Consider the following 19,729-nt stretch of genomic DNA (forward strand, 5'->3'; position numbering starts at 1 on the left):
CCCGAAGCAAAGTCCCTTCGCCGGGACGATGGATCAGGTCAGGCCGTCATCCGGGTTGTCGACGCATCCAACAATGCGATCACGCTTCCGTAGATTGGCCGACCTGCTCCTCCCTAGAACCCCATCAGGCGACGGCCACAGCGCCGATCCCGTACAGAAGCAGGTTCCCGGCGAGCGGATGACGCAAAAGGGATTGACTAACCAAGGCCCGTTACAGAAGCCCGGATGCAGCGCAGCGAAATCCGGGGCACGTCAAGGTATGAAAAGCCCCGGATTGCGCTTCGCCGCATCCTGGCTACGAGTCCCAGCCTACTTCGCGACGCCGCGCAGCACGAGCTGGTTCATGCGGCTGGCGAACGCGGCGGGATCATCGGGCATTTCGCCGTCGAGGATTTGCGCCTGCTCGAACAGCAACAGCGACAGATCCTTCGCCTGCGCGGTGTCAGCCGCGAGCGCCGCGACCAGCGGATGACGCAGGTTGATTTCGAGGATCGGCTTCGCCACCGCGCCGCGGTTCTGCTGGGCGAGCAGCCGCTCCAGCGCACGGTCGCGCCCGTCGCCGCCGGCGACCAGACACGACGCGCTCGACGTCAGCCGCTGCGAGGCGCGGACGTCGGAGACGCGCTCACCGAGCGCATCTTTGACGATGGCGATCGTCGTCGCGGCGTCGGCCGCCGCGTCGTCCTTCTTGTCGTCCTTGTCGTCGGTGAGCGGGATCAGGCCGAAATCGACGTCGCCCTGGCTCAGCGACTTCAGCGGCTTTCCGCCGAATTCGAGCGGCGCCGAGGTCCAGAACGCATCCACCGGATCGGTCAAGAGCAACACCTCGATGCCGCGGGCGCGCGCCGATTCCAGCTTCGGATTCGACTTCAGGCGTTCGAGGGTGTCGCCGACGAGATAATAGATCTCGGTCTGGTTCGGCTTGAAGTCATCAACATATTGCTTCAGCGAGCGCTTCTCGCCCGCGGTGCTGGTGAAGCGCGACAGCGCCAGGAGCTTGTCGCGGCGCTCGAAATCCTCCCACAGGCCCTCCTTGATCACCGGGCCGAACGCATCCCAGATCTTGCCGAAGGTCTCCGGCTCCTTCTCACCGAGGGTCTCGAGCTCGCCGATGACGCGACCGGTGACGGCTTTGCGGATCTGCGCGAGCTGCGGATTGTTCTGCAGCATCTCGCGCGAGATGTTGAGCGGCAGGTCCTCGCTGTCGATCACGCCGCGGATAAAGCGCAAGTACGCCGGCAGCAGCTCGGCGTCGTCGGCGATGAAGACGCGGCGGACATAAAGCTTGACCTTGCCCTTGCGCTCGACCTGGAACAGGTCGAACGGCTTGGTCGACGGTGCGAACAACAGCACGGCATAGGACTGCCGGCCTTCGGCGCGGTAATGCAGCGTCATCGCCGGCTCATCGAACGCGCCCGCGATCTGCTGATAGGCCTGCTTGTAGTCTTCCGGCTTCAGCTCCGATTTCGCGCGCTGCCACAGCGCGCTCGCCGAGTTGATCTGGCGCGGCTCGCCCTCTTCCGGCACCAGCAGGATCGGAAACTGGATGTGATCGGAATATTCGTGGATGATGCGCTCGATCTCATAGGTCTCGAGATATTTCGCCGCGTCCTTCTTCAGATGCAGCACGATCTCGGTGCCGCGCGCGACGCGCTTGGCGGCCTCCTCGCTCGCCGGCGCGATCTCAAAGCCGCTGCCGCCTTCCGACGACCATACCCACACCTCATCAGTGCCGGCGCGGCGGCTGGTGACGACGATCTTCTCGGCAACCATAAAGGCGGCGTAGAAGCCGACGCCGAACTGGCCGATCAAATTGGCGCCGTCCTTGGCTTCGGTCAGCTTGTTCAGGAACGACTTGGTGCCGGAGCGCGCGATGGTACCGAGATTGTCGATCAGCTCCTGGCGGTCCATGCCGATGCCGCTATCGATCACGGCGAGCGTGTTGGCCTTCTTGTCCGGGACGATCCTGATCTCCGGCGGCGCGCCGTCGGCGATCAGGGCCGGATTGGCGATCGCCTCATAGCGCAGCTTGTCGCAGGCGTCGGACGCGTTCGAGATCAGCTCGCGCAGGAAAATATCGGTCTCGGAATAAACCGAATGCACCATCAGGTGCAGTAATTCGGCGACCTCGGCCTGGAACGGCTGGGATTCGGCTGAAACAGTAGTGGTCATGGGGGAACTCGGGCAATCCAGGAGGGTGGGAAAGCCCAGATATAGCGCGAGCGCGCCGGCTGGCAAGATTTGCAGCCGTGCCGGAGCGATCGGTCCGGCGGCCGGATGCGGTCAGCCGCGCTCGGAAATGGCGGCGATATAGCGCTGGACCGAGCGGTCGAAGGCCGGCTTCGCGCCGGAGGCGATATTCTTGCCCCACCAGGCGCCGTAGATGCGGTCGAAGCCGAGCGGCTCGACCGCGCGCGCGATCACGCGCACCGCGGCGGCATTGAGCGGGATGTAGTTCGGGTAGGAATACATGAAGCTCACCGAGCGACGGTCCATCGCGACCATCGCGATGTCGCCGGTGAGCAGCGCGCCGCGGCCGTCGGCGCCGCCGCGCCAATGCAGCACGGTGCCGCCGGCGAAATGGCCGCCGGTGCGCAGCAAGAGCACATCGTCGGAGAGGCGATAGCTGTCGCCGCGCCACGGCACGATCGACGGATAAGGCCGCGTCACCCATTGCGCGTCGTCGCCATGGAGATAGACCGGCGCGTCGCCGAACGCCGCGCTCCAGTCCGCGACTGCGCCATAATAATGCGGATGCGAGATAGCGATCGCCTTCAGGCCACCCAGCGATTTGACATGCGCGATCGCCTCCGCTGTGGCCAGCGGCACGCAGTCCCACATCACGCAGCCGCCGCGATCCGGTACCAGGAGCGCGCGCTGCCCGATCGCGAACGACGGCTCCAGACCGATCCCGACCAGCCCCATGTCGTCGCGCCAGACCAATCGGTGCCGCTGCGCCAGCTCGTCACGCGTCAGCCAGGCCTGTCCGTCCCAATTGACGTATTGCCGTTCGTCCTCACAGATCGGGCAAGCCGACGGCGGTGTGGCGGCTTCAGGAAATTGCGCGCCGCATTGTTCACAGGTCCAGAGGGGCATCAGCATTCACCATCGCTCGCGGGATACGAGCACGATCATACGCGCAAGCCGTGATGCGACCTACCAACAGCATCGTGAGCGTGGCCTCGCTTGAGGCGATGTCCACAAGTGCTCGCGCGAAACCAATGCTGAAGCGATTGGAACGTTCCGTTCAGAACTCGTCCAGGCTCTTGCGCAGCGCGATCTGTCGATCGTTGAAGTCTTCCCCTCGGGCAACCCGGAACATAGGATCACGCCGTCAGGGACTCGCCATTCCGGAGGATCGCACCGAGGTCGCGCTCCGATCACTGCGTCGCAACGAAGGCCTGCTGGACCGCCTTCGGCTCGGTGATACCGTTGGCAATCAGAAGCTCCAGCAACACCCGCGCCTTCTGCGGGTTGAGGTCGAGCGAGACGGCGAAGCCGAGCTCATCGTCGTTGACCTCGACATTGCGATTCACGAAGCCCGAGCCGACGCGGCTGGACCGGACCACCACGACGCCCTGCTTGACCGCGGCGGCGAGCGCATCGATCGCCGCCTTCGACGAGTTGCCGTCGCCGACGCCCGCCAGCACGATGCCCTTGGCGCCGCGCTTCACCGCATCCTCCACCGGCGCAGCGTCCATGTTGGCATGCGAGTAGACGATGTCGACGCGCGGCAGCGGCGCAGCCTCCGGCAGCTTCAGCTTCGGCGTCTTGGCCGGCACGGCCGGCTGCAGGAAGCGGAGCGAGCCGGTATCGACATAGCCGACCGGTCCGGCGTCGGGCGAGCGGAAGGTCTCGACGCTGGTGGTGTTGGTCTTCTGTGCCCAGCGCGCGCCGTGAATGGTGTCATTGAGCACCACGAGCACGCCGCGCCCGCGCGACTCCGGCGCCGCCGCGACCTTCACGGCCTCATAGAGGTTGGCGGGGCCGTCGGCGCCGATCGCGGTCGAGGGACGCATCGAGCCGACCATCACGATCGGTAGCTCGGTCTCCAGCACGTTTTGCAGGAAGAACGCGGTCTCCTCCATCGTATCGGTGCCGTGCGTGATCACGATGCCGTCGGCTTCCTTCTTGTCGATCGCAGCGCGGATGCGCTTGACGAGGTCGAACCAGACCTTGTCGTTCATGTCCTGCGAGCCGATCGCGGAGATCTGATCGGCCGAGAGCTGCGCGATCTTGTCCATGCCCGGAACGGCGGCGACGAGATCCGCCGCGCTCACCTTGCCCGAGTCATAGGCGTTGCCGGCGCGCGCGCTGGCCTGACCTGCGATGGTGCCGCCGGTGCCGAGCACGAGCACGCGCGCCCGCGCGGCATCGGAGGGCTGCTGCGCGGCGACGGGAGATGCGAGCAGCCCCACCACGAGGACGAAGGCCAGGCCGAGGCCCAGCGTGAAGCGATGCAGTTGAAGCGAATGCGACATCGTCTCTGTTCCTTTCGTCTACGCTTGGCCCCCGCGGACCTCGCGGGCGCGACCGCTGCGGGATGCTGACGTCAGCGGCTCGTCTTGCCGGCCTTCTTGTACTCCTCGTAGTACTCGGCGGCGAGCTTGCGCAGCGCCGTGCCGATCGCAGCGTATTGATATTCGTTCAGATTGGCGAGCGATGCACGGCCGGACGGATGCAGCACGCCGAAGCCGCTGCCGGGGAGCAGCACCACGCCGGTCTCGTCCGCGACGCGGAACAGGATCTCCGTCGGGTTCTGCGTCTTCAGCACCCAATCGGCGAACTCCGCGCCATAGAGATCGCGCGAGGCGTCCTCGAGGCTGACCAGCGTATAGTAGTCGACGCTGTCGGCGTCGTCCTTCTGCGGCAGGCCGAGCTTGCTGTAGAGCGTCGCATCCCTGTGCCGGATCAGGGCCTTCACCGCCTGCTTGTACTCCTGACGGGTGTCCATCAGATTGAACAGCGAGAACAGCACCATCTGCACCTGCTGCGGGGTGGACAGGCCGGCGGTGTGGTTGAGCGCGACGGCACGGCTGTCGGCGACCAGTCGGTCGATGAACTTGACCTTTCGCGGCTCGGTGGTGAGCGACGAATAGCGCGCATCGAGCTCCTTCTTGGCCGCCTCCGGCAGATTGGCGATCGTCCGGTCGATGACATTGTCGCGGGTCATGGCGATGACGCCGAGGCGCCAGCCGGTCGCGCCGAAATATTTCGAGAACGAGTAAACCAGGATCGTGTTCTGCGGGCAAATCGCAAACAGCGATTTGAAATCGTCGGCGAACGTGCCGTACACGTCATCGGTCAGGATGATCAGGTCGGGCCGCTTCTTGACGACCTCGGCGAGCGCCTCCAGCCCGGCGTCATTCATCTTGACGGACGGCGGGTTGCTCGGGTTGACCAGGAAGAAGGCCTTGATCGCGGGATCCTCGAGCTTCCTGATCTCGGAGACGGGATATTGCCAGCCCGCCTTCGGATCGGCCTCGATCAGCACCTCCTTGAGCTGATAGTCGTTGAGCTCAGGTATTTCGAGATACGGGGTGAAGATCGGCGAGCCGATCGCGATCTTGTCGCCGGGCGCGATCAGCCGGTTCTCACGCATCGAGTTGAAGATATAGGCCATCGCGGCGGTGCCGCCCTCGACGGCGAACAGATCGACCTCGTCGGTCGTCATGGTCTGCGCGCCCATCTCCCGAATGACATATTCGCGAACGATCCGCTCGCTGACCTTCAGCATCCGGTCCGGCTCCGGATAATTGGCGCCGAGTATGCCGGCTACCATCTCGAACAGGAACTTATCCGCGTCGAGGCCGAGCTGATCGCGGACATAGGACAGCGCCTTGCCGAGGAAGACCACGCCCGGCTTGTCGCGGTTGTCGGCCACGAAGGTGTGGAAGCGGGCGCCCAATCCCTCCGGCCGCGCCAGGCCACCGATGCCTTCGGACATGTAGGAGAAGGACAGTTCAGCTTCCGACACCGCGAACAGGCCGAGCTGGAAGAAGGCGCGGCGCGGCACCGTTGCCAGGAAGTTGGGGTTGCCGCGTCCGGCGTTGAGCATCAGGCGGTCGGCGTGGCTCGAGGCGAGCGCGATCAGATTGTCCTTGAGCTCGAATGGGCTCAGCTTGGAATATTTCGAATAGTCCGTTTTGGCCATCTTCGATTCTCCTTCTCTGATACAGCGTGCGACGCGCGATCTCACGCGAACGCGACGATCAAGGGGCCAAGCAGGGTGAGAAAGACGTTCGCCAGCGCATAGGTGATCGCGAAGGGAACGGTGGGGATGGAATTGCCGGCCTTGTCGAGCACGCCGCCGAACGCCGGGTTGGCGCTGCGCGATCCCGACAGCGCTCCTGCGAACACGGCCGCGTTGTCGTAACCAAGCACGTAGCGGCCAAACAGCATGGCCAGGATCAGCGGGACCAGAGTCACGACCACGCCGATCAGAAACAGCGTGAGGCCGCTGCTTGCGATGGTGTGGATCGCCTGCTGGCCCGACTGCAGCCCGACGGCGGCGACAAATCCGGCGAGGCCGAGATCCTTGAGGATCTGCGAGGCCGCTACCGGCATGTTGCCCATGGTCTGGTGCCGGCTGCGCAGCCAGCCGAACACAAGGCCCGACAGCAGCGCACCGCCGCCGGCGCCGAGCGTCAGCGGAATCGAGCCGGCCCGCACCACGATCAGGCCGATCAACAGACCGACGACCAGGCCGGCGCCGTGGAACACGAAGTCGGTCTTGATATCGGTGGTGAGCGGTGCGCCGGCCTCCGCCACTATGCGCTTGAGGTCCTGCTCGGTGCCATAGACGGTGATCACGTCGCCGACCTTCATGACCGTCTGGTCGCTCAAGGCGAGCGGCTCGTCCGCACGCCTGATGCCGAGGATGTAGATGCCGTGCCGGAGCTCCGGCGTGGTGGAGCGCTTGATCTCGGCCAGCGACTTGTCGGCATAGACCGGATTGCGCAGGATCACGTCCTGCGTATCCATGACAAGCTCCATGCCCGGCTCGCTTTCGAGCTCCATGCCGAGCCCGCCCGCGGCAGCAACGACGCCGGCCCGCCGGCCGACCACCAGCACGACGTCGCCCTGCTTCAGCGCGACGTCGGGCGTGACCGGCACGAGCTGGCCGTTGCGCTTGATACGCTCCACCGTGATGGTCGCATCTCCCGCCGATTGCTCGATCCCAGCCACGGTCTTGCCGGCACCACCGGTCACTTCATAGAGGCGGCCGACGATCTCGGGTATCGCCGGCGCTTCGCCCGGACCGAAGACGACCGCGCCCTTCAGCCGCTCGGCCTCGGCCTTGATCGCGTCGTCGCGGATTTCGCGGCCCATGAACCGCGGCAGCAGGTTGACACAGATGATGATCGCGCCGAGTGAGCCGAAGATATAGGACACCGCGTAGCCGATCGCGACATTGGCCTGCAGCTTCTGCGCTTCCGCCGCCGGCAGCCCGAGACGGGACAGCGCGTCGCCCGCCGTTCCGATGATCGCCGACTGCGTCAGGCCGCCGGCGGCAAGCCCCGCCGCCATGCCCTTGTCGAGCGAGAACAGCTTCGCCATCACGATAACGGTGACAAGCCCGGCCACCGCCGTGAACACCGCAAGGAAGATTTCGCGCAGCGACTGCCGGCCCAGCGACTTGAAGAACTGCGGACCGCTTTCGAAGCCGACGGCATAGATGAAGAGCGCGAACAGCAGCGCCTTCTCCCCGTTGTCGACCGATACACCGAACAGGCTGAGCACCACGGCCGCCAGCAGCGATCCGGCAACGCCACCGAGCTGAAACTTGCCGTAGCGAAACTGCCCGATCGAGTAGCCGACCGCGAGCGACAGGAACAGCAGGAGCTCCGGCGCTTGCTTCAGGTACCCCTGTATCCACTCCATCGTCGCCTCCCGTTGCAGCGAAGTTCAAGCCAGGTCAGCCGTCGCTCTCGTGATTGCGACGAGGTCGTGCGCCTGCGCCCGGGATGCGCGTCAATTGCGGCGGGACACACAGGGCGAAGGCTGTGTCGATGATGCCCAGCGGGACCGTTGGGGCAAACGAGGCGCCGGTCCGGCCACGCCAGATTGCTGTCATTGCTAGGGAGCCGGCGGAGCGGTGCCGCGACAGGGACGCAGAAGCGGAGATCGGCTTGATCGGGAAGGCGTGGGATATTGCGCGACATCAGCCGAATGCTCCCTGGCCCGTCTCGATCAGGCCAACGCCTCATCCGTGGACATGGGTAGTTCGATTGGGCAATGCAACCGGACCTTGATTGCAGCACTATTGCAGCGCGACATCTTCATTTTGATTTCACCGCAAGCCAAATGCCGATGTTCCGCATGCCGACGCGCAGGAATTGCCGTGGCGCCCTCGCGCGCTGCACGCCAATCTCGTCGCGGTGATAAATCACCCGTTCGCAACCTTTGGTTATGCAACCAATAGACAAAGTTGCGACCGACATCAACCGTGTGCTCACGTGGTGCCACGCGCGAACCAACCGGATACCGTATCAGCGACGATACGTCTCAGGGCCGCACGTGCATGGGCACGCTCGCCCGCCGCGGGTGTGTGCCCGCGTGCGTCGGCTTCCAGGCCGCGATCTTTTCGTAAAACCGCTACACACTTTTCCGGATCGTGTTCTAGTATGACACGGTGCAGGCTTGCGAAGTGGAATTCGCGGGTTCGGGAAGGGAAACGAACCGATGGAAATCAGGGCTGTCCTGCCGCCGCGTGGACGCGACTATCGCCTCGATCTGCTGCGCGGGTTCGCCAACTGGGCGATCTATCTCGATCACATCCCCAACAACGCCGTGAACTGGATCACGCAGAAGAACTTCGGCTTCAGCGACGCGGCCGACCTGTTCGTCTTCATCTCCGGCTACACGGCTTCATTCGTCTATGCGCGGATGATGCTGGAGCGCGGCTTCGTGATCGGCGGCACCCGCCTGGTCAAGCGGGCCTGGCAGATCTATGTCGCGCACGTCCTACTGTTCGTCATCTACATCGCCGAGATCGGCTATCTCTCGCAGCGCTACCACGACCCGAACCTGCAGAATGAGTTCAACGTCGCGGGCTTCATGCAGAACCCGGCCGAGACGCTCTATCAGGGCCTCATCCTGGCGTTCAAGCCCGTCAACATGGACGTGCTGCCGCTCTATATCGCGCTGATGCTGGTATACCCGCTGGTGCTCTGGGCGATGCTGCGCCGGCCGAATTTGACGCTGGCAGCATCATTCCTGCTCTATCTGGCCGCGCGCCATTTCGGCTGGAATCTGCCGGCCTATCCAAGCGGCTCGTGGTACTTCAATCCATTCTGCTGGCAATTCCTGTTCGTGTTCGGCGGATGGTTCGCGCTCGGCGGCGCGGTCGAATCGATGTCGTTCATCCGCTCGCGCACGTTCCTCTGGCTGGGCGCGGCCTATCTGCTGTTCGCACTTGTCATGACGTTCGCGGGTCGCTTCCCCGAGCTCGGCCAGGCAATGCCGGCGTGGCTCTTTGACGCGTTCAACCCGAACGACAAGACCAACCTCGCGCCCTATCGCGTGCTGCATTTCGTGGTGCTCGCCTTTTTCGTCACGCGCTTCCTGCCGCGCGACTGGGCCGGCCTGCATTGGGCGATCTTCCGCCCGATGATCAAGTGCGGTCAGCAATCGCTCGAAGTGTTCTGCACCGGCGTCTTCCTCGCCGTGATCGCGCACCTCGTGCTGGTCGAAGTCTCCGGCAGTATCTGGATGCAGATCGTGGTCAGCGCGGCCGGCATCGCGCTAATGACCGCACTTGCCTACTACCGCTCCTGGTCGAAGAAGGTCGACAAGGCGCCGGCGAAAGTGCCGCCAAGCCCGGCCCCTGCGGAGTAGCTCAACTCGATTTCGCTGGTGGCACCAGGTTTGCGGCCTCCGCGAGTGGTCAGCCATCACGCTCATCTGCTAGAAGGATGCGATGTCCCGCGCCTTCTATCACGATTATCCTGACATCCTGCAGCTCGAAGCCGACGTGCTCGATGCGCGCCCCGGCGCGGTTCTCATCGAACGCTCGCCGTTCTTCCCGGGAGGGGGCGGACAGCTTGCCGACCGCGGCACATTAAGATGGTCCGGCGGCACGCTGCCGGTGACAGAACTCGGACGCGACGAACGCGGTCTCTGGCACATGTTTCCTGGCGATGCCCTGCCCTCGGGCAAGGTCGTGCTCGAGGTCGAGCCGGCGTTTCGCGCGCTGATGTGCGAGCTGCACACTCTCGCCCATGTCATCAATGCGCTGGTCTATACCCGGTTCGGCGGCGCCTTGCTCACGGGCGCCCAGCTTAATGCCGACGGTACATTCCGCGTCGATTTCGATCTGCCCGGCGCCGACAATGAGGGCTTGCGGGCGCTCGAGGCGCCGCTGAACGACGTCATTCGGCGCGACCTTCCGGTGAGCGCATCCTTCATGGCGCACGCCGACGCGCAAGCCATCCCCGGCCTGTTCCGCAGCAAGGCCGTCGCTCCCCCGGTCGGCGACGACGGCCTCGTTCGCATCGTCGAGATCTTCGATCTCGATCGCCAGGCCTGCGGCGGGACGCATCTTGCCTCCACCGGGCTGGCCCGTCCCGCGCGGATCGTGAAGATCGACAACAAGGGCCGTCAGAACCGCAGGATCAAGATTGCGGTCTGATCGGCTCCGGCCTATTTCGCGAGTGGCTTTCCGGCCGTCTCCGGCGCCAGCGCGATCAGCGGCAGGCCCACCACATAGATCAGCGACAGCGAGGAGATCGCCAGCGGGAAGCTGCCGGTGCGGGCGGCGAGCGCGCCGATCAGGGTGGGGCCGGCAGCGCCAAGCACACGGCCCATGCTGAAGGCGAAACCGGAGCCCGCGCCGCGCAGCGCGCTTGGAAACATCTCCGGCAGCCAGATCGTGAACAGGCCGAACACGCCGTTGGTGAAGAAGCCGAGCACGGGCAGCAGCACCATGAACAGCGTCAGGCTGTCGAGCCATTCGATCGCGACTTCATAGGAGACCACGACCGAGATCAGCCCGCCGATGAAGAACAGCACCGCGGTGCGGCGCCGGCTGCCGAGCCAGCCGGTGATCGAGGGCACCAGGAAGCAGCCGATCAGGGTGCCGACATTGGTGATGAGCCCGGCCACGGCGCCCATCTCCTGCGCGTGCGCGGGGGTCGCACCCGCTGCCGTCAGCTTGGTCGAGATCACGGTGGGCGCCCAGAAGTTCGACGACCACAGGCCGAAGATGATGCAGGCCATCATCAGCGCCGCGGCCCAAGTGGCCCGCGCCTGATCACCGGCAAACAAGGCCGTCACCGGTGGCCGCTCGCGCGCGGCGCTGTGCGCCGGTTCGGGAATGTTGCTGCGCAGATAAGCAATCAACAGCGCCGGCAGGATGCCGATCAGGAACATGCCGCGCCAGCCGAGCGTGCTGCCGATGGCAAGCGTGACGGCGGCGGCCAGAAACAGGCCGGTCGGCGTCGCCGTGTGCAGCCATCCGGCCAATCGCACCCGGGTGTTTTCAGGCACGGATTCCTGCAACAGCGGCGTGCCCGCAGCCCATTCACCGCCGATGCCGAAGCCGGCCACGAACCGAAACAGCGCGAACATCACGATGCCGGTCGCAAGGCCGCACAGCGCCGTGAACAGCGAGTAGACCAGCACCGTCCAGCACATGATCCTGACGCGCCCGTAACGATCCGCGGCCCAGCCCCATATCATCGAACAGGCCCAGCCCAGCATGAAGATCGAGAACAAGAGCCCGCCATAGATGCCGATATTGGCCTTTGTCGCCGCGATCCCGCTCGCGGGCAACAGATCGCTCAACGCGCCGACAAGGACATAGCCGTACATCGATGAGTCGAAGCCATCGAGCATCCAGCCGAACCAGGTCGCCCAGAACACTTTTCGCGGCGACACGGCGCCAGCCGCCGCGACTGGCGGCGCAAGGGTATCGACGATGCTCTCGGTCATGTTTCCTCCGAAGTCTTCTTTTTGCGCGCGAGACTATGACGGGGTTTGCATGAACCGACATCTCCGGCAAACGCGACGGAGGTATCCGGCACGTGAATGACGCAGCACTCGCGGCGGATCGCTCAAGGCGCGAAGAGCCTGCGCCGTGCGGGATTGTGCCGCGACGCTGCGGGAGGTCGCCTCGCTCGCGCCGGGATCGATATTCGCAATGAGCTTCCTGCTTCCGCTGCAGCTCGCGGATGCGGAGACGCGGCCGGGACTCGAGTTGGCGGTGAAGGGCGCGCGCCAGCGGAACGCCGTTCATGAGCTTCGTCACCCCCGCCGGAGATCATCGCGCTCGCCCGCAACGCCGGCTTCCGCGCAGCGACACCATGTCTCGACCGACGATCTCGCCGCACGCTATTTCGCCGGCCGATCGGACAGCCCGTGCCCTGCCCGTAATGCCGAGGAGTTGCTCGTCGCGCGGACCTAGTCCGGCAGCGTCAAACATCGCCGTCGATAAATGGTGCAGACACGAAAAAGCCCGCCGTGTGGCGGGCCGTTTCGCCTCTGCCGGTTGAGAGATTTGGTTGCGGGGATAGGATTTGAACCTATGACCTTCAGGTTATGAGCCTGACGAGCTACCGGGCTGCTCCACCCCGCGTCAAACCATTGCATGCCTTGCAGAAGGGGCGCCCGAGCCGGTCGGCCAACGCTTAATACGGCGCCGATCGATCCGTCCGGAGGGCTTCCTGAGAAGGCGACCCGGGCCGAAGCCGGCGGGTGCGAGGGGTATGTATCAACGTCGTCCCGGTTTGGAAAGCCCCGCGAGCAGGTTTTTGAGGATTTTGTGACGCCGAAATCGCAGGTTTTCCTGACAAAAATTGCCGCGAGGAACCGGCTCTTGCCAGAAACCGCGCAAAAGCGGAGCTTGGCGCCAACAAAAGCGTCATGGAAACGTCATCTGAGGGGAACGCCATGGAGCGGCCATTGAAGAGTCCCGGGCTTCACACGCTCGAGGATACCTTCCAGCGCCAGGTCGAGATGTCGCGAAACGAGCCCGCGCCGACCCTGCAGGCCCGGCTGGACCGGCTCCGGCGCCTGCGCGCCGCGGTCAGCGAAAACGAGGCGCGGTTCGAGGCGGCGATCTCGGCCGACTTCGGCCACCGCTCCACTGTCGAGACCGTGATCGCCGAGACCATGCTGGTGCTCGGCGAGATCAAGCATGCAGCCACGCATCTCAAGCGCTGGATGGCGACGCGAAAGATCCCGACCACGCTGCAATTCGCGCCGGCCAAAAATCGATTGATCCCGCAGCCGCTCGGCGTGATCGGGATCATCGCGCCCTGGAATTATCCGCTGCAGTTGACGCTGGCGCCCGCGGTCGCGGCGATCGCGGCCGGCAACCGCGCGATGATCAAGCCGAGCGAGTCGGTGCCGCGCTTCGCCGAACTGCTGATGGAGGCGATCGAAAAGAAGTTCGACGCCAGTGAACTTGCGGTGAGCGAGATCGATGACGACATCGCCAAGGCCTTTGCCGCGCTGCCGTTCGATCATCTGATCTTCACCGGCTCGACCCGCGTCGGCCGCCTGGTCGCGGCAGCCGCCGGACGCAATTTGACGCCGGTGACGCTCGAGCTCGGCGGCAAGTCGCCGGTGATCATCGACGGCTCCGCCGACATCGACGAGGCCGCCCGGCGTATCGCCTATGGCAAGCTGCTCAATGCCGGGCAGACCTGCATCGCGCCAGACTATGCGCTGGTACCGGAAGCCTCCGTGCAGCCCTTCGCGATGCGGCTGCACGGCCACATGCAGCAGATGTACGGCACCGATCCCGCCAACCCGGACTACACGTCGATCATCTCGGATCGGCACTACACCCGTCTCGAAGGCCTCGTCGCCGATGCCGCGGCGAAGGGTGCCAGCATCATGCAGCCGGCCGCGCCCAACGATCCCGACTGGAAGAGCCGGCGCAAATTCCCGCCGACGGTCATCGTCGACGCGACGCCCGAGATGGCCGTGATGCAGGAGGAGATCTTCGGACCGCTGTTGCCCGTGATGGGCTATCGCGACGCTGCCGAGCCCATCGCCTACATCAACAACCACGACCGCCCGCTCGCGCTGTACTGGTTCGGCACGGACACTGCCGCCCGCGACGAGGTGCTGGCGCGCACGGTGTCGGGCGGAGTGACCATCAACGACTGCCTGTTTCACTTTGCTCAGGCCCACCAGCCGATGGGCGGCGTCGGTGCATCCGGCACCGGCGCCTATCACGGCGAATGGGGCTTCAAGACGCTGACCAAGATGAAGCCGGTGTTCTACCGCTCGCGCTTGAATCGGCTGGCCGACCTTTATCCGCCCTATGGGGCCAAGATCGCGCGGCTGGAGAAGCTAATGCGGCTGCTGTCTTAGCATGTCGCGAGAATGCGGATAGACATTCTCTCTCAGTCGTCATGGCCCGCCACCGGGTCGCGCGAACGCGCGCCCGATGACAGGCTCCGGCGGGCCATCCAGTACGCCGCGGCCTCTCCGTTCAAGCACCGGCCTCTCGAATACTGGATCACCCGCATGCGCGGGCACCGCGCCGTTTGACCCCTGAACTTGCAACTGCCCCTGTCATTGAAGTCGCCGAACCGCTGTGAGGCGCTGGTGATGAGGATGATTTCTTTACCGACGTCGAATAGGTCGAACATCGACAGGTTCCCGGATCGAGTGGCCCATTGATCGCTACAATTGCGCCGAATGTAATCCTGATTCATTGACCAAGGGACCGTGGCGCAATGGGGTGAGGACTCCCGTCCATGAACAGTTTCGATGCTGTCGTCACCCTCGGGCTACTGTTCGCGATCGTCACGGGCTTCAGCACCGGCCTGTTGCGCAGCGCGATCACGATCCTCGCCTATCTCGTCGCAATGCCGATCGCGGTGGCGATACTGTCGATGATCGGCCCAGGCATCGCAAACCTGCCGGCGTCGCCTTTTCCCCCCAACGGAGTGCTGTTGTTCGCCCTCTTTCTGGTGACCGGCGTCGTGCTCGGAAAGCTGGCGCGAACGATGCTCGACGACGCGGTCGGTTCAGAAATCGGGATCGGTGACCGGCTCGGTGGCGCGCTGCTCGGCGCGGTCAGGGCCGGGCTCGTCGTCACCACCCTTGTCCTGGTTTTCGATCAGCTCGTGTCGCCCGCAAGCCAGCCGCAATTCCTCAATGGATCGCGCTTGCGGCCATTGTTTTCGGCTGCCGGGCAAACCGGCTTCCGCGCGTTGCCACCGGAGGTCACCATGGCCATTGAGCGGTTGCGGCGCGAGCGCCGCATCTAGAGCGTTTTCGAGCGAAGTGGATACCGGTTCGCGTGAAGAAAACGCGTCAAAACTAGAATCTAGAGCTTCGGTTCTGATTCAATCAGAACCGAATATGCTCTAGTCTGTTGTTGCCGGCATGCACTTATGCATTGGATACGCCTTATCGGCGACGCCCGGCCTGGCTAGAATGCCGTCGAACCCTTACAAACCGACCCGACACTACAGGGAGTGAAACCGTGGATCTTGGAATCAAAGGCCGCCGCGCCATCGTCTGCGCATCGAGCAAGGGACTGGGCCGCGCCTGCGCGATTGCACTCGCCAATGAGGGCGTTCATGTCACGCTGACGGCGCGCGGCGCCGAGGCGCTGAAGCAGACCGCCGACGAGATCCGCAAGGCGCATCCCGACGTCACGGTCAGCGAGATCGTCGGCGATATCACGACGCCGGCGGGACGCGAGGCCGTGTTGAAAGCCTGCCCCGATCCGGACATCCTGATCAACAATGCCGGCGGCCCGCCGCCCGGCGATTTCCGCAACTGGACCCGCGACGACTGGATCAAGGCGATCGACGCCAACATGCTGACCCCGATCGAGCTGATCAAGGCGACCGTCGACGGCATGATGGCGCGCAAGTTCGGCCGCATCGTCAACATCACCTCCGCGGCGGTGAAGGCGCCGATCGAGATTCTCGGCCTGTCCAACGGCGCACGTGCCGGCCTCACCGGCTTCGTTGCCGGCCTGTCGCGCAAGACCGTGATCAACAACGTCACCATCAACGGCCTGTTGCCGGGCCCGTTCGAGACCGACCGGCTGCGCGGCACCGCCAAGCCCGAGGCCGAGAAGCGCGGCGTTCCGGTCGAGCAGATCCTGGCCGATCGCGCCAAGCTCAATCCGGCCGGCCGCTTCGGTCAGCCCGACGAATTCGGTTACGCCTGCGCCTTCCTGTGCGGCGCCAAGGCCGGCTTCATCACCGGGCAGAACATCCTGCTCGACGGCGGCGCCTTCCCGGGCACGTTGTGAGGGCGGTCTGGTACGAGCGCACGGGCGCGGCGGCGACGGTACTCACTGTCGGTGAGATGCCGACGCCCGATGCGGGCCCCGGCGAGGTTCGCGTCCGCCTCGAAGCCTCCGGCGTCAATCCCGCCGATGTCGGCCGCCGCAGCGGCAGCTATCGGCAGATGGAATTTCCGCGCGTCGTTCCGAACAGCGACGGTGCCGGCGTCATCGACCAGATCGGCGAAGGCGTGACGCGCTTTAGCGTTGGCGATCGCGTCTGGCTGTTCAACGGCCAGCGCAACGGCCGCGCCTTCGGTACCGCGGCGGAGTACATCACGATCGCCGACCACCTGGTGACACCGCTGGCCGATGACGTGTCCTTTGCGGCCGGCGCGACGCTCGGCATCCCCGGCATGACCGCGTGGTGCGCGCTGTTCGCGGATGGGCCGATCACGGGACAGACTGTGCTTGTCACGGGCGGCGCCGGCGCAGTCGGGCACTATGCGGTGCAACTGGCGAAATGGGGCGGCGCGCGCGTGATCGCGACCGTGAGCTCGCAGGTCAAGGAGAAGCAGGCGCAGCTCGCCGGCGCCGACATGGTGGTGAACTATCGCACCGAGGACGTGGTCGCCAAGGCGATGGCGTTCACCGAGAACCGCGGTGTCGACCGCGTGGTCGACGTCGATTTCGGCGGCAACCTCGCGACCACGCTGAAGCTCATGGCGCAGAACTCGACGATCGCGGTCTATGCGACCAACGGCAACCGCACGCCCACCGTGCCGGTGCGCGAGCTGATGGAAAAGTGCATCACGGTGCGCTCGCTGGTGCTGTTCGCGCTGCCGCCGGCGCTGCTCGCAGCCGCGCAACAGGACATCACCAAGTGGCTCGCGGCCGCGCCCCGCATACACAACATCGCCGGACAATTCGCGCTGGCCGAGACCGCACAGGCTCATCTCGCCGTTGAGAAGGGCGACAAGATCGGCACCGTGATCGTCGACTGCGCGCGGTGATGGATCAGCCCTCGTGCCTTGCTCTCCTCGCCAGCGGGACGAGCTGAGGCAGCGGGCTAATGGATCGCTGCGGCGCCTTCGCCGCCCGGCAGAAGACCGAGCTCGTCAAGACCTTCGGCAAGCAGGTCGCCCAGCATCGGCTCACCAAGGAGATAGCTCGCGGTATTATGCCCCCTGTGTCCGCGGGCGGCTTCGCGCCTGAGATCCGGCCATTCCTCGATCGAACCATCGCCGCGGCCAAGCCGCATCAGGGCAATGAGATCGACCTGCTCGTCCTCGCTCAGCGCGTCGATGAAGCCGGCGATCTCGCGCACCACCGGGTCCCTGCCGTCATCCTCCAGCACGTCGATCATGTCGTCGTCAGCGCTATTCGAGCCGGAGTCCGGATCAACCGCTTCCTCCTTGACGTCGAATTCCCGGGCCTTCTCGATCAGAAAGCCGACCTTTTCAGGAGAGATCGTGAGTTCCGGCATTCGCGCACTCCTCTTTCTCACGAGGCGGTAACGCCGAAGGCGCCGACTTGATCCATTGCGCCGCGGCGCGGAAACCCGCATGGTTGGACAGAGCAACAAGAAACGGAGGACACGCAGCATGCACTGGACCGTGGGCGAGGTCAGGATCACCAAGATCATCGAGCTCGAGACTGTCGGCAGCACGCGCTTCATCCTGCCGCTCGCCGGCCGGGAAGAGATCCAGCGGCTGCCCTGGTTGATGCCGCATTTCGCAAGCGAGGACGGCCGGCTGAAGATGTCGATCCAATCGCTGCTGGTTGAGACGCCCGAGCACCGCATCATCGTCGACACCGGTCTCGGCAACGACAAGCAGGGCCGCAATGTGCCGACCTGGAACAACCGCACGGATCCGTTCCTGGAGAAGCTGACGGAGGCGGGCTTCGCACCCGACAGCATCGACACCGTGCTCTGCACGCATCTGCATGTCGATCACGTCGGCTGGAACACCAGGCTCGTCGATGGCAAGTGGGTGCCGACCTTCGCCAATGCCCGCTACATATTTGGCAAGACCGAATTCGATTACTGGCGCGATCACAGCAGCGATCCCGCGCACGCTGCCGTGTTCGCGGATTCGGTGAAACCGATCACGGACGCCGGCAAGGCCGAGCTTGTGCCGAGCGACCATCGGCTGACCGACGAGATCACGCTGATCCCGACGCCGGGCCACAGCCCCGGTCATGTCAGCATCCACATCACGTCCCGCGGAGAGGAGGGGTTGCTGACCGGCGACGTCGCCCATCATCCGTGCCAGATGTACCACCTGGACTGGTCGTCGACGGCGGACTCCGACCAGAAGCAGTCGGCCGCAACGCGCCGCGCGTTGTTCTCGCGCTTTGCCGATACCCCGACGCTGGTGATCGGCGGGCATTTCGGCGCCGGCCACATCAAGCGCGATGGCGATGCCTTCAGATTCGTTGCGCTGACGTGACCCGGACGGTGTGCGGCCGCCGGCGTGCGGGCCGATGGCTCAGGCACGCCTGCGCCACCCTACCCTGCGCTTTCGGCGGTTGAATTTCCCCGCATGCTGTTCCATGAAGCGTACCGAGGTATACCAGCAACAATCCTCTAGGTACCGCAGGGAGTGATCACTATGAAGCTTGTTCGTTATGGCGAAAAGGGCGCGGAAAAGCCCGGTCTGATCGACAAATCCGGCCAGCTCCGCGACCTCTCGGCCCATCTGAAGGACCTCACCGGCGACGCCTACGCCCCGGAGCAGCTAAAGAAGCTCGCCGGCCTCGATCCCGCTTCCCTGCCCGCAGTCTCCAGCAAGCCGCGCCTCGGCGCGCCCGTCACCGGCATCTCCAAATTCGTCGCAATCGGATTGAACTATGAGGATCACGCCAGGGAAACCGGCGCGCCAATTCCGAGCGAGCCGATCTTCTTCATGAAGGCGAGCACGTCATTGTGCGGCCCGAACGACCAGGTCGAGAAGCCGCGCGGCTCGACCAAGCTTGACTGGGAAGTCGAGATCGCCGCCATCATCGGCACCCGAGCCAAGTACGTCTCGGAGGCCGACGCCCTCAATCATGTCGCCGGCTACTGCATCTGCAACGACGTCTCCGAGCGCAATTTCCAGACCGAGCGGCTGGGTCAATGGACCAAGGGCAAGTCGCACGACACGTTCGGTCCGGTCGGCCCGTGGCTTGTCACCAAGGATGAGATCGCGGACGTGCAGAACCTGTCGATGTGGCTCGACGTCAACGGCCAGCGCCGCCAGACCGGCTCGACCAGAACCATGATCTTCTCGATGGCGAAGTGCATCTCCTATGTCTCGCAGTTCATGACGTTGCTGCCCGGCGACATCGTCACCACCGGCACCCCGCCCGGCGTCGGCATGGGTATGAAGCCGCCGACCTATCTCAACGTCGGCGACGTCGTAACGCTCGGGATCGAAGGCCTCGGTGAACAGCGCCAGGAGATCATCGCGGCGTAGGACGCGACTGACAACGACCGTCATTGCGAGGAGCGATAGCGACGAAGCAATCCATCTTTCCGCGTAC

17 protein-coding genes and 1 tRNA gene are annotated in these 19,729 nt (G+C 64.7%); 9 read left to right on the plus strand and 9 right to left on the minus strand.

Annotated features, from left to right (window positions below; translation table 11 throughout):
• Window positions 1-309 precede the first annotated feature (309 nt).
• From htpG to aspT, 5 genes are all read right to left on the minus strand, one after another.
• The gene (htpG, locus tag P6U30_RS34070; RefSeq protein WP_407167069.1) at window positions 310-2,172 is read right to left on the minus strand and encodes a molecular chaperone HtpG; all 1,863 of its coding nucleotides are present in this window, start codon (window positions 2,170-2,172) and stop codon (window positions 310-312) included.
• A gap of 111 nt (window positions 2,173-2,283) precedes the next feature.
• Window positions 2,284-3,096 (minus strand): MBL fold metallo-hydrolase, encoded by an 813-nt coding sequence (locus P6U30_RS34075; protein WP_407170609.1) that lies wholly within the window; start codon window positions 3,094-3,096, stop codon window positions 2,284-2,286.
• A gap of 284 nt (window positions 3,097-3,380) precedes the next feature.
• A complete protein-coding gene (locus tag P6U30_RS34080) occupies window positions 3,381-4,481 on the minus strand; it encodes an asparaginase (protein ID WP_407167070.1) in 1,101 nt (366 codons plus the stop codon).
• 71 nt (window positions 4,482-4,552) lie between these two features.
• On the minus strand, window positions 4,553-6,154 hold the full coding sequence (locus P6U30_RS34085) for a bifunctional aspartate transaminase/aspartate 4-decarboxylase (protein ID WP_407167071.1): 1,602 nt from the start codon (window positions 6,152-6,154) through the stop codon (window positions 4,553-4,555).
• A gap of 41 nt (window positions 6,155-6,195) precedes the next feature.
• Window positions 6,196-7,884 (minus strand): aspartate-alanine antiporter, encoded by a 1,689-nt coding sequence (gene aspT / locus P6U30_RS34090; protein WP_407167072.1) that lies wholly within the window; start codon window positions 7,882-7,884, stop codon window positions 6,196-6,198.
• A gap of 801 nt (window positions 7,885-8,685) precedes the next feature.
• Between aspT and P6U30_RS34095 the strand changes: the two genes are divergently transcribed.
• Together P6U30_RS34095 and P6U30_RS34100 are read left to right on the plus strand one after the other, a co-directional pair.
• Window positions 8,686-9,840 carry an OpgC domain-containing protein gene (locus P6U30_RS34095; RefSeq protein WP_407167073.1) on the plus strand — a complete coding sequence of 385 codons (1,155 nt, stop codon included), beginning with the start codon at window positions 8,686-8,688 and terminating at the stop codon, window positions 9,838-9,840.
• A gap of 82 nt (window positions 9,841-9,922) precedes the next feature.
• On the plus strand, window positions 9,923-10,633 hold the full coding sequence (locus tag P6U30_RS34100; RefSeq protein WP_407167074.1) for an alanyl-tRNA editing protein: 711 nt from the start codon (window positions 9,923-9,925) through the stop codon (window positions 10,631-10,633).
• 11 nt (window positions 10,634-10,644) lie between these two features.
• On the opposite strand, the gene P6U30_RS34105 is transcribed toward P6U30_RS34100, so the two are convergent.
• Window positions 10,645-11,934, minus strand: coding sequence for an MFS transporter (locus P6U30_RS34105; RefSeq protein ID WP_407167075.1), 1,290 nt, complete (start codon window positions 11,932-11,934; stop codon window positions 10,645-10,647).
• A gap of 145 nt (window positions 11,935-12,079) precedes the next feature.
• Here P6U30_RS34105 and P6U30_RS34110 point away from each other — a divergent pair, with 145 nt between their 5' ends.
• The gene (locus tag P6U30_RS34110) at window positions 12,080-12,406 is read left to right on the plus strand and encodes a hypothetical protein (RefSeq protein ID WP_407167076.1); all 327 of its coding nucleotides are present in this window, start codon (window positions 12,080-12,082) and stop codon (window positions 12,404-12,406) included.
• A 94-nt stretch (window positions 12,407-12,500) separates the two neighbouring features.
• On the opposite strand, the gene P6U30_RS34115 is transcribed toward P6U30_RS34110, so the two are convergent.
• Window positions 12,501-12,577 (minus strand) — tRNA-Met (locus tag P6U30_RS34115).
• A 314-nt stretch (window positions 12,578-12,891) separates the two neighbouring features.
• On the opposite strand from P6U30_RS34115, the gene P6U30_RS34120 reads away from it, so the two are divergent.
• Window positions 12,892-14,325, plus strand: coding sequence for a coniferyl aldehyde dehydrogenase (locus tag P6U30_RS34120; RefSeq protein WP_407167077.1), 1,434 nt, complete (start codon window positions 12,892-12,894; stop codon window positions 14,323-14,325).
• Between the two features lie 32 nt (window positions 14,326-14,357).
• On the opposite strand, the gene P6U30_RS34125 is transcribed toward P6U30_RS34120, so the two are convergent.
• Complete coding sequence (locus tag P6U30_RS34125) at window positions 14,358-14,606, minus strand: hypothetical protein (protein ID WP_407167078.1); 249 nt, start codon at window positions 14,604-14,606, stop codon at window positions 14,358-14,360.
• A 108-nt stretch (window positions 14,607-14,714) separates the two neighbouring features.
• Between P6U30_RS34125 and P6U30_RS34130 the strand changes: the two genes are divergently transcribed.
• The 3 genes from P6U30_RS34130 to P6U30_RS34140 all read left to right on the plus strand — a co-directional run bounded on the left by P6U30_RS34130 (window position 14,715) and on the right by P6U30_RS34140 (window position 17,217).
• Entirely contained in the window at window positions 14,715-15,230 is a 516-nt protein-coding gene (locus tag P6U30_RS34130; RefSeq protein ID WP_407167079.1) for a CvpA family protein, read from the plus strand.
• A 218-nt stretch (window positions 15,231-15,448) separates the two neighbouring features.
• The gene (locus tag P6U30_RS34135; RefSeq protein WP_407167080.1) at window positions 15,449-16,231 is read left to right on the plus strand and encodes an SDR family oxidoreductase; all 783 of its coding nucleotides are present in this window, start codon (window positions 15,449-15,451) and stop codon (window positions 16,229-16,231) included.
• Window positions 16,228-17,217, plus strand: coding sequence for an NADPH:quinone reductase (locus tag P6U30_RS34140; protein ID WP_407167081.1), 990 nt, complete (start codon window positions 16,228-16,230; stop codon window positions 17,215-17,217). Before P6U30_RS34135 ends, P6U30_RS34140 begins: the two co-directional genes overlap by 4 nt.
• Window positions 17,218-17,273: 56 nt before the next feature.
• On the opposite strand, the gene P6U30_RS34145 is transcribed toward P6U30_RS34140, so the two are convergent.
• Window positions 17,274-17,690, minus strand: a complete 417-nt coding sequence (locus P6U30_RS34145) for a DUF3775 domain-containing protein (RefSeq protein ID WP_407167082.1) — start codon at window positions 17,688-17,690, stop codon at window positions 17,274-17,276.
• Window positions 17,691-17,808: 118 nt separating this feature from the next.
• Here P6U30_RS34145 and P6U30_RS34150 point away from each other — a divergent pair, with 118 nt between their 5' ends.
• Entirely contained in the window at window positions 17,809-18,657 is an 849-nt protein-coding gene (locus P6U30_RS34150; protein ID WP_407167083.1) for an MBL fold metallo-hydrolase, read from the plus strand.
• A 162-nt stretch (window positions 18,658-18,819) separates the two neighbouring features.
• Window positions 18,820-19,662 carry a fumarylacetoacetate hydrolase family protein gene (locus tag P6U30_RS34155; protein WP_407167084.1) on the plus strand — a complete coding sequence of 281 codons (843 nt, stop codon included), beginning with the start codon at window positions 18,820-18,822 and terminating at the stop codon, window positions 19,660-19,662.
• The last annotated feature ends 67 nt before the right edge of the window (window positions 19,663-19,729 follow it).

The sequence above is a fragment of the Bradyrhizobium sp. ORS 111 genome (genome assembly GCF_045571485.1).
Taxonomy (GTDB): domain Bacteria; phylum Pseudomonadota; class Alphaproteobacteria; order Rhizobiales; family Xanthobacteraceae; genus Bradyrhizobium.